The 15,098-nt window shown below is 65.7% G+C and carries 15 protein-coding genes; 9 read left to right on the top strand and 6 right to left on the bottom strand.

Annotated elements, in window-relative coordinates:
• Positions 1–206 precede the first annotated feature (206 nt).
• Complete coding sequence (locus DT057_RS30150; RefSeq protein ID WP_128565747.1) at positions 207–914, bottom strand: anti-sigma factor; 708 nt, start codon at positions 912–914, stop codon at positions 207–209.
• Complete coding sequence (locus DT057_RS30145; protein WP_269153124.1) at positions 911–1,462, bottom strand: sigma-70 family RNA polymerase sigma factor; 552 nt, start codon at positions 1,460–1,462, stop codon at positions 911–913. Before DT057_RS30145 ends, DT057_RS30150 begins: the two co-directional genes overlap by 4 nt.
• Before the next feature lie 162 nt (positions 1,463–1,624).
• Here DT057_RS30145 and DT057_RS30140 point away from each other — a divergent pair, with 162 nt between their 5' ends.
• The gene (locus DT057_RS30140) at positions 1,625–2,404 is read left to right on the top strand and encodes a DUF4394 domain-containing protein (RefSeq protein WP_128565746.1); all 780 of its coding nucleotides are present in this window, start codon (positions 1,625–1,627) and stop codon (positions 2,402–2,404) included.
• 284 nt (positions 2,405–2,688) lie between these two features.
• On the opposite strand, the gene DT057_RS30135 is transcribed toward DT057_RS30140, so the two are convergent.
• Entirely contained in the window at positions 2,689–3,255 is a 567-nt protein-coding gene (locus tag DT057_RS30135) for a hypothetical protein (protein ID WP_128565745.1), read from the bottom strand.
• Between the two features lie 12 nt (positions 3,256–3,267).
• Positions 3,268–5,610 carry a CHAT domain-containing protein gene (locus DT057_RS30130; protein WP_128565744.1) on the bottom strand — a complete coding sequence of 781 codons (2,343 nt, stop codon included), beginning with the start codon at positions 5,608–5,610 and terminating at the stop codon, positions 3,268–3,270.
• Positions 5,611–5,863: 253 nt separating this feature from the next.
• Here DT057_RS30130 and DT057_RS30125 point away from each other — a divergent pair, with 253 nt between their 5' ends.
• The 4 genes from DT057_RS30125 to DT057_RS30105 all read left to right on the top strand — a co-directional run bounded on the left by DT057_RS30125 (position 5,864) and on the right by DT057_RS30105 (position 8,882).
• Complete coding sequence (locus DT057_RS30125; protein ID WP_238314259.1) at positions 5,864–6,478, top strand: hypothetical protein; 615 nt, start codon at positions 5,864–5,866, stop codon at positions 6,476–6,478.
• The gene (locus tag DT057_RS37330) at positions 6,475–6,945 is read left to right on the top strand and encodes an HGGxSTG domain-containing protein (protein ID WP_269153123.1); all 471 of its coding nucleotides are present in this window, start codon (positions 6,475–6,477) and stop codon (positions 6,943–6,945) included. The genes DT057_RS30125 and DT057_RS37330 overlap by 4 nt, the downstream gene beginning before the upstream one ends.
• A gap of 74 nt (positions 6,946–7,019) precedes the next feature.
• The gene (locus DT057_RS30115; protein ID WP_128565742.1) at positions 7,020–7,202 is read left to right on the top strand and encodes a hypothetical protein; all 183 of its coding nucleotides are present in this window, start codon (positions 7,020–7,022) and stop codon (positions 7,200–7,202) included.
• A gap of 1,053 nt (positions 7,203–8,255) precedes the next feature.
• Positions 8,256–8,882 carry a hypothetical protein gene (locus DT057_RS30105; protein ID WP_128565740.1) on the top strand — a complete coding sequence of 209 codons (627 nt, stop codon included), beginning with the start codon at positions 8,256–8,258 and terminating at the stop codon, positions 8,880–8,882.
• A 12-nt stretch (positions 8,883–8,894) separates the two neighbouring features.
• On the opposite strand, the gene DT057_RS30100 is transcribed toward DT057_RS30105, so the two are convergent.
• Together DT057_RS30100 and corA are read right to left on the bottom strand one after the other, a co-directional pair.
• Complete coding sequence (locus tag DT057_RS30100) at positions 8,895–9,497, bottom strand: hypothetical protein (protein ID WP_203236418.1); 603 nt, start codon at positions 9,495–9,497, stop codon at positions 8,895–8,897.
• Between the two features lie 235 nt (positions 9,498–9,732).
• Positions 9,733–10,737 carry a magnesium/cobalt transporter CorA gene (gene corA / locus DT057_RS30095; RefSeq protein ID WP_128565748.1) on the bottom strand — a complete coding sequence of 335 codons (1,005 nt, stop codon included), beginning with the start codon at positions 10,735–10,737 and terminating at the stop codon, positions 9,733–9,735.
• Between the two features lie 720 nt (positions 10,738–11,457).
• On the opposite strand from corA, the gene DT057_RS30085 reads away from it, so the two are divergent.
• The 4 genes from DT057_RS30085 to DT057_RS30070 all read left to right on the top strand — a co-directional run.
• A complete protein-coding gene (locus tag DT057_RS30085; RefSeq protein WP_128565738.1) occupies positions 11,458–11,772 on the top strand; it encodes a hypothetical protein in 315 nt (104 codons plus the stop codon).
• Between the two features lie 553 nt (positions 11,773–12,325).
• Positions 12,326–12,415: a K(+)-transporting ATPase subunit F gene (locus tag DT057_RS30080; protein ID WP_128565737.1), complete on the top strand. Its 90-nt coding sequence runs from the start codon at positions 12,326–12,328 to the stop codon at positions 12,413–12,415.
• Positions 12,416–12,427: 12 nt separating this feature from the next.
• A complete protein-coding gene (gene kdpA, locus DT057_RS30075; protein ID WP_128565736.1) occupies positions 12,428–14,143 on the top strand; it encodes a potassium-transporting ATPase subunit KdpA in 1,716 nt (571 codons plus the stop codon).
• Positions 14,144–14,399: 256 nt separating this feature from the next.
• Positions 14,400–15,098, top strand: a 699-nt coding sequence (locus tag DT057_RS30070; RefSeq protein WP_477458537.1) for a P-type ATPase actuator domain-containing protein, incomplete at its 3' end; no start/stop codon positions are given.

Here is a 15,098-nt window from a genome sequence, read left to right as displayed (position 1 = left end):
GATTGCAGCGTGATCGGATGCTGCTCTAGGTGGTTCTTTCTCCCAGCAGCCGAGCGCGGGGCGGACCTCACCCGGACTATGGATTAGTCCGAGTACGGGGATACCCGCACCGTGGTCGGCTACATCCGGCGGGCGAACGCTTTCAAGGGACACTCGGGAGAAGGGTTTCTGTGAACGCGAACCTTAAAGGACGCATTGCCTTCCGCTCACAACGTCCTTGCGGCTAATCCCTTCATCAGCACAGGCCCGGTCGGCCGACCAGTCGGCGAGCCACTCTCGGGCTCAAGGGTGATTTCAAAGAGTTGGTCGGGCACGGCTCTCGGCAGATCGCCTACCCGTAGATCGAGCCGCCTCGGCGTCCGGGTGAGGCCGACCGAGACAGGGCCGCGGGACCGATCCCACAGGGTCCAGACCTGCAGCGCACGCCCGCTCGGAACTGGCACGTCAGCGAGCGGGATCAGATCGGTCCGCCCGTCGGCCGCGACATTGACGATCGCCGCGACCCGATTGTCTTCGGTGAGGAGCGCGGCGATCAAGACAGGCGCGGGTGGCCGCGCCCACAGCACCACGAGCCCTGCGGTGAGTGCCAGACAGGCGGTCCCGGCGACGAGGCCGGCGCCGCGCCAGAAGCCGAGGCTGTTCCACAGCCCAATAAGCCGGTCAGCGAGGCTCGGGTACGACAGGACCGGCAAGGTACCGCCAAGGCCGCCCTCGATCCGGAGCCAGAGCGCCTCGCCAGCCGGTTGAGCAGGGGCCGTCGCGTCGATCTCGGCGAGACGAGTGCGCCAAGCCTCGACGAGCGCTGCGAACTCCGCGTCGCTCTCAACGAGCCGTGCTGCCCGGGCGGCGTCTGGCTCGTCGAGGACGCCGAGTACGTGCTCGGCGGCAAGGGCATCGCGCTCGGCGGCTGTCACGACAGGCACTCCCGGAGCGCGAGGAGGGAGCGACGCAGCCACGACTTCGCAGTCCCGAGCGGCAGGCCGAGCCGCCCGGCGAGCTCACCATGGCTGAGCCCATGCGCGTAGGCGAGCACGATGGCGTTCCGGCGGCGCGGGTCGAGCCCGTCGAGACAGCGCCGCAGCGCGCCCGCCTCCGAGAGGCGCACCACCACCTGCTCTGGTCCCTCCTCCTCACTCGGCACGGCCTCGTCCAGCGTGTCGGTGAGATCAGTGCGGGCCTCGCCGCGCAGGATGTTGAGCGCGCGGTTGCGCAGCATCGCGTAGAGAAAAGCACGCCCGGAGCCCCGTGCCGGATCAAACCCGCCGGCGCGCCGCCAGACCTGGACGAACGTGTCGTGCACCGCCTCCTCGGCCAGCGCACGCCGGCGCAGGATCCGGAGCGCTACCCCGAGCATCCGCGGCGCCTCGCTCTCGTAGAGTGCGCGCAGGGCGGCGCGGTCGCCGCGCGCCGAGCGCTGCAGCGCCTCGTCCACTGAGAGCGCGGCCTGCGCCACCTCTGACACCCCGCGCACGCGAACTCCGACCTCTCCACATCCACGGCCAAACTACACGCAGGAACCGCTCCTGGATGCGCCAGCAAAAATAATGGCGTGCCGCGCATCCAGCCGTGTGGCCGGCGTGTATCCGCGCTGCCGGGTGCGTCCCGGTTGGAACGGGAGACACCCATGCAACGAGCTATCCTCGCGGCCGCGCTGCTCGCGTCGGTCACTCTCGCGAACGGGGCGCAGGCTCAGAGCGCCGCAGCCCTCATCGGCGACGACACCCTCGCCATGATCGACGTGGCCGCCAAGAAGGTGACGAAGACCGTGAAGGTCACTGGCGCGCCGGGCCGTATCCTCGGCATCGACGTGCGCCCGGCCGACGGCATGCTCTACGCGCTCGCCGCCGACGGCACCATCCTCATCGTGGACACCGCCACCGGCAAGGCGACGGTGAAGTCGAAGCTCGACACCATGCTGCCTGCTGGCGTGGTCGCCACCGTCGACTTCAATCCGGTCGCCGACCGCTTGCGGGTGATCGGCTCGGATGGCACGAACCTGCGCGCCAACGTCGACGACGGCAAGGTGACGAAGGACGGCGCGTTGAAGTTCGCCGACACCGACAGCATGAAGGGCAAGCCCGCGAAGGTCGTGGCCGGCGCCTACACCAACTCGATGAAGGGCGCGAAGGAGACGGCGCTCTACGACGTCGACGCATCGGGCGCGCTCCTGCGTCAGGCGCCGCCGAACGACGGTATCCTCAACACGGTGGGCATGATCGGCGTGCCGGTCGAAGGCGCGGTGTTCGACATCACCACCGACGCTGCCGGCAAGAGCCAGGGCTGGCTGATGTCGGGCGAGACGCTGCACTCAGTTGATCTCGCCACCGGCAAGGCGACGATGGTGGCCAAGATCGCGGGTGCCTCTGGCCCGGCGCGCGACATCGCGGCGCTTCCCGGCATGTAGCCGCCCTTCGCACTGACGTTCGGCCCAACCGCGCCGCTTCCGTTTCCGTACACCTCGGCCGACCTGATCCGAATAGTGAGCAGGGTCGTCGCAAGGTGGGCTCAAGACTGCGCAGGGCGGCATGCTTACTGCCCTGCCGGGGCGCGGCGGCCGCTCGGTCTTCGTGTCTAACAGCCTCATTTGAGCGGCTGCACATCGGTCGCGCCGGCTATCAAGTAATTGGACATAAAAAACAACAGAAATCTCATAATATCTGGACTCTAATTTTGCCTGTCCACCAAGAACTAACAAGAGATAGTGCTCGTGCCGCCCGTCACTTCACCCACGCTTGATTTCGCCAAACCAAGTATCGCCTTCACAAATCCGGGCAGCAGCTTCGCTTGCTGCGGCGCTGACAGCCCATCTTTTTCGTACTCCACCTCAAGCCCACGTTCCGGAGAGTAGGCCACACGGAGCCGTCCGGAAACAAGCATCCAAGCCGCTGCCACGACAAGTGGTAGCCCAAGGGCCAAAGTTACTGAAGCAGAGTCATCCTTGATTGAGAGATTATTCTCGACCAGAACCTGCAACTCAGGGCGGTTGATCATCTCTTTCAAAATCAACTTTGCTGCCTGCCCTCCTTGGTCTGCAGATTGTGCGTCCTCCCCCTGATTCAAGCTGGTGACGATCTGATCTCGCCAACCGAGAGGTAGGTTCAGCTCTGCCACAAAAGCTTCCATATCCGCCTCAGCTTTGCTGACGGCCTCGTCGGAGAGAGCCAGCAGGGACTTGTCTCGGATGGCCTCCAGGATCCGCACAGCGTTCTTCGGATGCAGAGCATCAATCCGCGCCGCCAAGTCGTTGCTCGACATCGTGTCCTCCATTCAATCCCACCAGCCCCACAGTGTTAGGCCGGCCCAGTGGTATGGATGCGCCCACGCCGCGCTACCTTCAGCTTCGCGCACCGCCCGCATGGCACCCGCGTACGCAGTCGCGCGCGATAGGTCGGAACGCAACCAGATATTGTAAAAAGCTTCCCCTAAGACGACTGAGGATCTCAGGTTCAGATCCCACTGTCCAGCTAACACGCTCTGTACGCCGGCCTGCCAAAGCCCGAAGATCATGCCCAGCGCCTCGCGTCCTGCAATCTCGCTGACCGAGCCTGATACGCACGCTCGCAAGGTTACATGGCTGCCTGCTAGGGCGAGGCGACTCGCGCGCGCGCCGGTAAGGCGACATTCAGCGAGGCGATCCTCGCTCTCCGGCATGCGGCCGTCAGGTTCGGGTAGCGCCAAGCCGGACCGGTCCAGTGGAGCACGAGGCTTGAACTCGCCATGAGCAGCAAAGTGCACCACGCCTCCGCGGAGATCGAGGCCCTCGAGCGCTCGGAATGATGCTGCACCGCCTCGGTGCAATGCCGTGGGGGCGAGGCGTGCCAATGCAGCCGCCTCCTGCTCGAAACCCTCAAGCGCCGCCAAGCTCTCGCCACCGTGGGGTGCCTGCACAATGTCGGCACCGCCACGCGGATCGTGCGCGCGAGATTGATCGAAGGCGGCCAGGAGCGCTCGCGCACTGGGGACCAGCACTGGGATCAACCGGTCAGCTAGCGGCGTCTCAGCGAGGGGCAGAGCCGCCCACGGCAGACCGAAACCGGGACCATCGGGAGAGACGCATAGGACGTCACCTTCTCGCAGCGTGCCGCACTCCAGCAAGTTATTGAGCGGGGCTAGTAGCGGCGCGACACGGTTCAGTACTGCATCGAAGGGCCAGCGCTGGGCCTCGTCGGGAGCCGACAGGATCCCCGGTTTTGGTCGTGCGAGCGCCTGGCGGTCTCCTCGCAACAGCGTCTCGAGTTGGCTTGCGGTCTCCAGCATGGCTGCACGGCCCAGCGCCGCACGCCACGCATGCAGTTCTCCGTCAGCGTCGACCAAGACCGCGTAGGTGACCCCGTCGTCGGCGAGTAGCGTAAGGTAATGCGCGCGCAAAGAGGAGGCCGCCAGAACCGCACGCAGTTCGCCCAGCAGCGCCTCGGCACTGCAGGCGACGCGGGCGCGCGGAGCCGCAGGGTCGAGCAAGTGGCGGGCTTCAGCGGCGGAGACGAGGTCGGTGAGAATGCGGGACTTAGCCTCCTCGATCGCTGCGAACAGCTCACCATGTTGCTTGAGGTCATACAGCACCTGCGCGCTCACAGCGTATAGGTGCGTGATCCCGATCCCTGCAGCGGCGCGCAGGTGCGGATCGTCGATCCGCAAGCGCTGCGCCTCGACTCCGTCCCGGATCGTCCTGAGCCCGGCGGCGGCCTCATCCAGCGCTCCGATACGGCGCAGGAACACTGTCTCGAGCCAGCGCGCAGTCCGCTCGTCGTCCGCAAAATTGTGGGCGGCGCAGAAAGACACCAACGCCTGCAGCGGTGGAAGCAGGACGCTCAGAGTAGGTGGGTCGTGGCTAGCTGCGAAGCGGAAGAGCGTCGACGCTAAGGTGGAGATTGCCCCGTAGGGATGCCTTGCGCCGTCGAGCGCTGCGGCCTGGGTCTGCGCCGCCACAATCAGGGCCTGCGCTTCGGAGCCCCGCGGAGGCGCGTCGGGCGTGCGCCCAGGATCGGCCTTGGGGAACTCGTCTGGACGCCGCACGAAACGCTCACGCAGACTCGCCAGGCGCTGAACCGTGATTTGATACGTGAACGCATCGACCTCTTCGCCTTGCGGCGCAGCAGATCCGGAGAGGCGTCGGACAAGTCGATCAGCACGCTCGTACTGCCCATTGCGGAGGAGAAGTTCCGCGCGTGCCGCCGCCAAGGTCACAACGACACCGTCCAGGCCAACGCGCCGCAAGCCTGCCTCCAGAGCAGGCCAGATTGCGAGCGTGGAAGCAGGCTGACCGATGTCCGTGACAACTGAGGCGAACACGCCCGCGACGTTGCTGAGTTGCAGCGCGGCATGCTTCACGAGCGGCACTTCCGCTCGTCCCAGCAGCGTGGTTAGCAGCGGCAGCGCGAGAGCCGCCGCACCACATGCATCGCCACGTGCCCGTAACCAACTGACGAGAAGCTGGCTGCCGAGCAGGCGCGCCTCGGCGTCAATTCCTTCGAGCAGGAAGTAGCCACCGTTGAGAGAATTGGGCGAGTTGCGCACGGCAGGGGGCAACAACGCGGCAATCTCCGCCTTATCACAGCGTACAGCCGCGGCAACGAGTGACTCGCCCCAGGTCGCGTCGAGGTTTTCGTTCACGTGCTGCACTCCCCGAAGCGGCAATCTATCCACGTGGGCTGCGCGGGGCGGAACCTATCGCAAGGAAATCGTACCCGCCTCCTTCGCTTGGATGACGACGAGTGCATTCGGCATGAGCAGGGCCATTCGAATGAGCAGCGATTGAGTGACGCTAATAGGCAAGATGTCGGATCTGCTGGCTGAACCGGTTTCAAATATCGTGTATGCTACCCGCATGTCTACCCGACGCAGATCCGGCGATACCATCCTCGGCGTGGCCCGAGTCCGAGCCGAAGCCAACGGCGCGGCCGCGCCCTTCGCCGGCCGCTACGAGGCGAAGGCCCGCACCCCGCTCGACCCCGCCACGCTGCGCACAGCCGGCGGCGAGATCGTGCACACCGACGACTTCGCCGCGACCGCCATGCCGGCCATCCTCGACACCCTGGCCAGCCCGGACGCTGTAGCGGCCGACGCCAGCCGCGACCGGCTTGACCTCGCCAAGGAGGCCGGCTGCCTGGAGATGGCCCTCGACACGGCCGACACCATCCGGCCCGCCGACGGGCTGGAGCGCATGCTGGCCCACCATCTCGCCACCGCCCACGTCGCCGCCATGAAGGCGGCAGCCGTCATGCAGCAGCACCTCGGGGAGGCCAGCCGGACGCTGGGCCCGAGCCGGCAGGCCGCCTGCGTCGAGGCCGAGCGGATGGCTCGCGCCTACGCCCGCCTGACAGGCTCGTTCCAGGCCGGCATGCAGACCCTGCAGCGGGTGCGCTCGGGCGGGAGGCAGGTCGTGGTGGTCCAGCACAACCACATCGGCGAGGGCGCTCAGGCCGTGGTGGCGGGTAGCGTGACCGGGGGCCTCCGGTGCGGCGGAGAGGTTAGGGGGTGAAGGCGATTCCGGCCGACCAACCCCATGCAAGCGGCTGGGAGGCCGCTCTCGCAGCCGCTCATGCTGCACCTCGCTGCGGCGCCCAGACTCGGAGCGGGTCCGCCTGCCGAGCCGGAGCCGTGGCAAACGGACGGTGCCGGATTCACGGAGGCGCCAGCACTGGCCCGCGGACGCCGGAGGGCCTGGAGCGCTCGCGGCGTTCGACCTGGAAGCACGGGCGGTACTCAGCCGAGGCGATCGCCTTCAGGCGGATGCTCGCGCGGACCGTGCGGGAGCTCCGGGCCGCGACGCGGATGGTCGAGGGGCAGGAGCGTCATGCAATAGCTCCTGTCGAGCGTCCGAGCGCCGATCGATCCCGAGAACGGTGCGCTGTCATGATGGCTGAAAGGATCGTGTTCGAGATCGCAAGCCTCACGCCGCGCCTTCGATCAGGTCACGTCGCCGGACATCTCCCTCGAACCGGGTAAGCTCGCGGCGGGGCTGGTCGAACGAGCTTGCAGTCAGCGCGGCTAGACCATACTCCTCATGTGCTTCTGACGACATGAAGGGCACTTTCGCCGTGGACCTGCTGGGCGGAGGTATGGCAGCAATCGGCGCCGTGGTGCTGATCGTGGCCTTCTTTGGTCGTGAAGGGCGAACCGATCTGGCGAACAGCCGTATCCTCTTCATCGGGTTCTCCCTCAGTATCGCGGGGCTCGCGATCTACGCTGCGTCTGTCTCATAGGGTTGACGCCCGCGGCGAGTGTCGTCCGCGGCCCGCTCTATGCTCGCTACGCCGTGGGGCTACGCGGCTCGGAGGCCGTCACATGTCGGGCGATGCCGTACCCAGGATGAGGAGATGGAAGGCCGCTCTGAAGACGGCCGTGTCCTCCAGGATCCTACACGTCACCGGCGAGATCGAGCTCGGCAACACCGATGAGATGCCCCACCTTGAGCTGTCCGATCGGAGGGCACGGATCCAAACACGCTCAACCTGGACCTGGAGATCACCACCAGCGGGCCAAGCGAAATGATGATGCATTCGGCTGGAGTGCGGTTCAGCTGGCCAGCCCCCGCGTGGTCGCCGCCGCGCGTCCGCGTGATGTGGATGGGCGTCGAGGTCGTGTTCCTGCGGGTCACCGAGGCCTGAGCGCACCACCGGGTCCGACGCCGTCGTGCGACCACGCTGGCCATGCTCTGCGCCCTCAAGCAGGTGCCGATCGAGTTCAGTCCCAACCGCAAAGCCCACATCGCTGGTGCGGTACGAACGATCCTGGAGACACTCCCAGAGGCTCGGCTCGAAGTCGCCCAGGGCCTGCTCGCAGACGACCTCCTGATCGAGGCCAGGATCCCGCTGCGCCGCCTGAACGAGTGGCCGGCCGTGAGCCGCAGGGCTCATGCCTCGTCGCCACCAATCCCGTCTCCGATTGCTGGTTAAGGTTGGCGGAGTAGATCTCGATCCCGCGCATCGCATCAAATCCAGGGCCGTGCCAAATCTCCAGCCGATTCAAGCTGCCCTCAGAAGGCCCTGGATCGATCATGCGTTATTTTAATCCAGTACTTTGCGGTTTTGTTATTTCTCAATGACACGATATGGCCCATTCGGGTAGGATCGCGGCAGAAATAAACGCGGGCGATCCGATGGGATCCGCCGCAAATCTGTTCTGGATGTTAAAATTTTCATCGCGCCTGGGCAATCAAAGCAGATGAGTACGTCATGTGTGTGCATTCGCACTTGCAATCGATTCTCTCATAAAGAAATGTTAGGTAATTTCGGATTTCAGTTGGAGCGACGAGCATGGGCGCCCCCAGCCACCAAGGCCTTCGATCTCGCGTCGGGAAGATCATCACGTCTGACGAGGCTCAAAGAATCAACTTCACACTTGATGGTGTTCATATCGACGGCTCGGGTTTTTACTATGTCGCATTGGCGCTTTTGCCGAAAGGAAAGGCTGCAGGAGGCATCGATTTTGTCGTGAAACAAATGGGTCCTGGGTTCGGCGCTCAGTACGATCCCCGTAAAAACAACTTCGAATTCCCTAACGAGAATTATGGTCTGGATGATGATGAAAGAGCGCTTATCGTTCATGAAAGCACCCATGCCCTGATCGACGCTCGGCGTCGTACGACATCGATGATTGTTAGCGAGATGTGTGCCTATATCTCACAGGCGTGTTATTACGACGCACTAGGACAATCCTTACGTGATAGCAGCGATCCCATTTTCGCTGAGGCCGACAAAATAGCCACCGGTATTACGAACGAGCGGCTCGGCAACGGCGCCATGGGGAATGTCACACTTACGGGCACAACTGTCGCCGGGCTCCGGGCCGCTATCCTCGGTGACCCCGCCTACGCCGCTGTAGCGGCCAATCCCGGCGGATCTTACGGGGAGAGTGGAGTCCCACTTCGCCGTGGTGGGTGACGTCGTGCTGGCTTAAGCGATACGACCGCCGTCGTGGAAGACTATTTCAAGTTGTAGCGAGCAGTAGCTACGCCTGCCAGCACCGGGCCCCGCAGGACGCCATGTCGACCACTCGGCCCGGCGCGGTCGTAGATGCTGAGCTCCGATCACTCGAAACCCACACGTCGTGCCGTGAGCGGATCCGGCATCGCTGTCTCGCCACGCCCGGAGGCCCGCAATCATGTCGTGCCGCATTCGGTCTGAGGCAACGAGGCGGGTCGTTGAGCGGCCGTCACTCCGCGCGCGCTCCACGTCACGCAGGTTCGCCTCCGTGACTGCATCCCAAACAGATTGGGCCTCCAGCAGCGCGGCGAAACCGTCGAAGAACCGGTCGACAGCCTGATCCGAGACGGCTGACATCGCCTGGAACGCCGCGTGAGCGCGGTCCACCGCAGCGCCCGCGAGGAGCATCTGAGCCGCCGGGATGTGCAGGAAGTCGCCCGTTTCCGGCAGGACCAGCAGGTGGTCGCCGGGCTCGAAGCGGTCGGCGAGGTCTGGCGTGATCACGGCAGCGCGGTTCCCGCCGAAGAGCACGAGAGATCCAGGGATGAGGCGTTCGATGGTGATCACTGTCATGGCAGCAGGCGCATTGGGCAAATCGAGCTTGGAGTACGCGGGGCGCCACCATAGACTTGGGGAGGTGTGACGGCGAGGTGTCCGAGACATAAAACACGCTTGATCCTCGACAGCATAGTTGAGGGGTGTCGTACCGTGAGCTCCTCCTGGCCAGCCTGGCTTCCGCGGCAAGCTTCTCTCGTTCTGTAAGCCAAGCTTATGCAAAGTGCGCGCGTTTCCTAAACTTCGATCGCGTTCATAGCCAGCCATTTTTCCGAAAACGCCAGTACAAGACGGCGCAGATGGCAAAGATGCCGGTCAATACAGCGAAGTAGCCGTAACGCCACTTCAACTCCGGCATAAATTCAAAGTTCATTCCATAGATGCCCGCGATGGCCGTCGGCACGGCCAGGATAGCGGCCCAGGCGGCCAAGCGGCGGGTGATGACAGTCTGCTGCGCCTGTCCGAGCATCAAGCTCGCCTCAAAGGCGAAGGCCAGCACTTCACGCAGGGCGTCGATCTCGTCCTCGACCCGCCGCAAGTGATCGGACACGTCCCGGAACAGGGGCTGCATCTCCTCGTCGACCGCTACCAAGTCGCCATGCTCGAGCTTGCGGCAGACCTCCACGAGGGGCACGACGGCCGTGCGCAGGCGCAGCAGATCACGCCGAAGCAGATACAGGCGCTCGATCTCAGCGGGCAGCAGCTCGCGCCTGAGGATCCGATCCTCGAGCGACTCGGCTTCCGCCATGATCGTTTCCATGACGGGCGCGTAGTTGTCGACCACGAAGTCGAGCACGGCATAGAGGATGTAGTCTTCGCCATGCGCCAGCAGTTGTGGGCAGGATTCGGTCTGTTGCCGCACGGGCGTGTAGGAGACGGAGGCGCCGTGGCGGATCGTCACCACGAAGCCGCGCCCCACGAACAAGTGCGTTTCACCCAGAGCGATGCGGTCGTTCACGAGCTGCGCCGTGCGCGTGACCACGAAGAGGCAGTCGCCATAGTGTTCGAGCTTGGGCCGCTGGTGTGCGTTCCGGGCATCCTCGATGGCAAGCGGGTGCAGGTTGAATTGGGCTTGCACCTGTTGGAGCAGTTCCGACGACGGCTCGTAGAGGCCGATCCATACGAAATGGCCGGGCCGGCGCGCCCACTCCCCAGCCTCCTCGACCTGTACGTCGGCGATCCGGTGACCGTCGGCATACACGCTCGCGGCGACGACACCGGGGGTCTGCAGGGCAGGAGCAGGTGATACGCGGGCCATCGGCAAGTCTTGCTCTCGTTGTGGTTTGATCGTCTGCCGCCGATGCAGCCTTGGCGAACCAGGCCGATCCTGGTTTGCCAATAGCATAGGCTCACTGGCTGCCGACGAGAAAATACGCGTGGTCGTGTGCCCCCGTCCAAGCCGTCTTTATGAGATTTTTACTTTGTAGCCTGACCGCTCACATTGCTTCTTTACGCCGTGAGCGGCACATTCAGATCAGCAAACGTTATCGTCCTGGCATCCATCCACCATGAGCGCCGTTCACGTTCTGTTTGAGCGCCGTCGCAACAACCGCGACGTGCTCCTGACAACGCGCGGCGTGAGCTTCTGGATCGTCCTCGGACTCTCGCCCCACGGCTGGTACCGGCTGATGGCCTCGCCGCCGATCTGAGCACGGTGTCTTCATGCGGGACTCTCTGTCCCACGTGCTCCGACGCCATCGACCGCAAGCCTCGATAGCAAACGAGCGGGAGAATGCATTATGGGCCGGATCCACAGCGCTGCCGAGCGGGATCGGTGTCATCGCCACTCAACCCCCGAGTTCCTGGTTGGGCGGGGCCGTGACGGGCTATGGCGTGCCATCGAGGCCGGCGGGCACGCCGGAGGCGTGTTCAGCTCGCAGCACGCGGCCATGACCTACGCCGAGGGCGAGACTCGCCGGCGCCACGGCTCGATCCGCCTGACCCTCGATCTGCTCGAGAATGGCCGCTGACACCCGCGATGCCGGATCCAGCTCAGCCGCCGCCAGGTCTCGCCGCGCCCGATCGCATCAGCCGCATCTGCCTCGTCCTCAAGCGGTTCGGGTTGAGGATCGCGCTGATCCTGTCCTGGACAACGCTCAACGCACTGCTCGGCTCGAGCGGCTGGGGAACCCTCTTCGTCATGATGTGGGGCGCCGCCGTGGTCTGCGCGATCCTCGCGATCGTGCTCAAGGAGCCGTTCATCGCTCCCTACTTCACCCACTATGACGAGGCCGCCTGGTTCCTCCTCATCGCTCTGGCTGCCAAGCAGATCCTTCTTACCGTCGCGGCGTGAGGTCTTCGGCCGAGGAGGGAGGGATCGCGGCGCTCGAGCGCGTGCGGGCGATATGCCGGAGGTGCGGGTTTCAGGCTCGCGGCTTCCGCAGAGGGGCGACGTGTGTCCTGCAGATCGACTGGCAGGCGTTGCGGGCAACCTGCTACCACGAGCCGTGCCGCGGCACGGCTCACTCCTGCCGCGGCCTGCGCGAGTTCTCCTGGACGCTGAAGCCGATGCGGTAGATTTGGGGAGCCCGTCGGGCCCATTCCCCCCCGCACAGCGGGGGGGCGGACCCGTGCTCAGGCCAGCCGCGCAAGCCCGGATCTTTATACCACCTTTATATCTTTGGCCTGCTTCCCCTCTCGAACGCTTATGTGGATCCGGTGTTCACTGCCGCGGTGAGACTGCCTCATAGGCGGTCCAGTTCGATGCGTCCTGGTGCCGAAGGCCCAGGCCATCCGATCGCGAGAAAACCAATGCTCGACATCGCTCTGATTGCAGCCGGTCTGGGCTTCTTCGCCCTGTCACTCGGTTACGCCGCCCTGTGCGAACGCCTGTGAGGAGGCCTGCCATGGTGCTCGACTACGCGCTCGGCGGTCTCATGACCCTCGGCCTGCTCGCCTATCTCACCTACGCCCTCGTCCGCCCCGAGCGGTTCTGAAGGAACTCTCCCGTGACCCTCATCGGCTGGATCCAGATCGCGCTCTACTGCGCTGTCGTCCTCGCCCTCGTGAAGCCGCTCGGGATCTACATGACCCGCGTCTTCACCGGCGAGCGCACCCTCCTGTCGCCCGTCCTGCGCCCGGTCGAGCGCGGCCTCTACCGACTCGCCGGCATCGACGAGCGCCAGGAGCAGCATTGGCTCTCATACGCAGGGGCAATGGTCGTCTTCCACATCGCTGGCTTCCTGGTGCTGTACGGCATCCTGCGCCTGCAAGCCGTGCTGCCGCTCAACCCGGCTGACCAGTCCGCCGTCGCGTCCGACCTCGCTTTCAACACCTCGACGAGCTTCGTCACCAACACCAACTGGCAGAGCTACGGAGGCGAGAGCACGCTCTCCTACCTGTCCCAGATGCTGGGGCTCACCCACCAGAACTTCCTCTCGGCGGCAAGTGGCATCGCGGTGGCGGTGGCGCTGATCCGGGGCTTCGCCCGCGCCTCGACGCGCACACTGGGCTCGTTCTGGGTCGACCTCACCCGGGCCACCCTCTACGTGCTCCTGCCGATCTGCATCCCCTACGCGCTGTTCCTGGTCTGGCAGGGCATGCCCCAGACCCTCGGATCCTACGTGGATGCCACCACGCTCGAGGGAGGCAGGCAGACGATCGCGCTTGGCCCCGTGGCGAGCCAGGTGGCCATCAAGATGCTCGGCACCAACGGCGGCGGCTTCTTCAACGCCAATGCCGCCCACCCGTTCGAGAACCCGACGGCGCTCTCGAACTTCGTCCAGATGGTGTCGATCTTCGCGCTCGGGGCCGCGCTCACCAACGTCTTCGGCCGCATGGTCGGCGACGAGCGCCAGGGCTGGGCCATCCTCGGCGCCATGGGCGTCCTGTTCCTGGCCGGCATCGCCGTGACCTACTGGGCCGAGGCCGCCGGCAACCCGCTCCTGCACGCGCTCGGCGTGCCGGGCGGCAACCTCGAGGGCAAGGAGGTCCGCTTCGGCATTGCCGCCTCGGCCCTGTTCGCGGTCGTCACCACGGCGGCCTCCTGCGGCGCCGTCAACGCGATGCACGACTCCTTCACGGCGCTCGGCGGCATGATCCCGCTCATCAACATGCAGCTCGGCGAGATCATCATCGGCGGCGTCGGCGCTGGTCTCTACGGTATGTTGATCTTCGTCGTGGTGGCGATCTTCGTCGCCGGGCTGATGGTCGGGCGCACGCCCGAGTACCTCGGCAAGAAGATCGAGGCGAAGGAGGTCAAGATGGCGATGCTCGGCATCCTGTGCCTGCCGCTGATGATGCTGGGCTTCACGGCGCTCGCGACCGTGCTGCCCGCCGGCCTCGCCGGCCCCGCCAACGCGGGCCCGCACGGCTTCTCGGAGATCCTGTACGCCTACACCTCGGCGGCGGCGAACAACGGCTCGGCCTTCGCGGGCCTCTCCGCCAACACGCTGTTCTACAACACCACCCTGGCGGTCGCGATGCTGGTCGGGCGCTTCTTCGTGAAGATCCCGGCCCTCGCCATCGCGGGCTCGCTCGCCGCCAAGAAGACGGTGCCGACGTCGGCCGGCACCTTCCCGACCCATGGCGGCCTGTTCGTCGGCCTCCTCGTCGGGGTGGTCCTGATCATCGGCGGTCTGACCTTCTTCCCGGCGCTGGCCCTCGGCCCGATCGTCGAGCACCTCGCCGGGGCTGCGGGTCAAACCTTCGCGGCGGGGGGCTGAGCCGTGCCCGCCACACACGTAGACCGCATCCGCCGGGGCCTCGCGCGTCACCGGCCTCGCGTCACTCCCTCGCGACGCCTTCAGGACCGGACCGCCCTGCGGCCCTGCGACATCGTCCTGGCGCTGACCGGCCTGGCTTTGCTCGGCGCGCTCGCGATCTGGGCCGCCGTCTTCCTCGGCGGCGCAGCCCTCTCGCACTGACCTCCCGTGGCGGCGCCCTGCGCCGCTCCTCCCGGCCCACCCGGATCTCACCACCATGGCCCACTCATCCCAGACCTCCCTCCTCAGCGCGGCCCTGATCGGGCCGGCGCTCCTCGGCGCGGTGCGCAAGCTCGACCCGCGCCAGATGGCCAAGAACCCCGTGATGTTCGTGGTCGAAGTCGTAGCGGTCTTCACCACGCTGCTGTTCGTCCGCGACCTCCTCACGGGCGGCTCCGATCTCGCCTTCTCGGGTCAGATCATCCTCTGGCTCTGGTTCACGGTGCTGTTTGCCAACTTCGCCGAGGCGGTCGCCGAGGGCCGCGGCAAGGCCCAGGCCGATTCCCTGCGCCGCACCCGGACGGAGACCACCGCCAAGCTCCTCTCCGGTCCCGCGGCGCAGGTCGGCGGCCCGCGTAGCGCCCACCGGGTGGTGCCGGGCACCGACCTCAGGGTCGGCGACGTGGTCCTGGTCGAGGCCGGCGACATCATCCCGTCGGACGGCGAGGTGATCGAGGGCGTCGCCTCGGTCAACGAGGCGGCGATCACCGGCGAGTCGGCCCCGGTGATCCGCGAATCCGGCGGCGACCGCTCGGCCGTGACGGGCGGCACCCAGGTCCTGTCCGACTGGATCCGGGTGCGGATCACGGCGGCGCCGGGCTCGACCTTCATCGACCGGATGATCGCCCTCGTCGAGGGCGCCTCCCGGCAGAAGACCCCCAACGAGATCGCCCTCAACATCCTGCTCGCCGGCCTC

It is taken from the genome of Methylobacterium crusticola, assembly GCF_003574465.1.
GTDB classification, from domain to species: Bacteria; Pseudomonadota; Alphaproteobacteria; order Rhizobiales; family Beijerinckiaceae; genus Methylobacterium; species Methylobacterium crusticola.
This window is presented reverse-complemented; position numbering and strand designations above follow the sequence as displayed.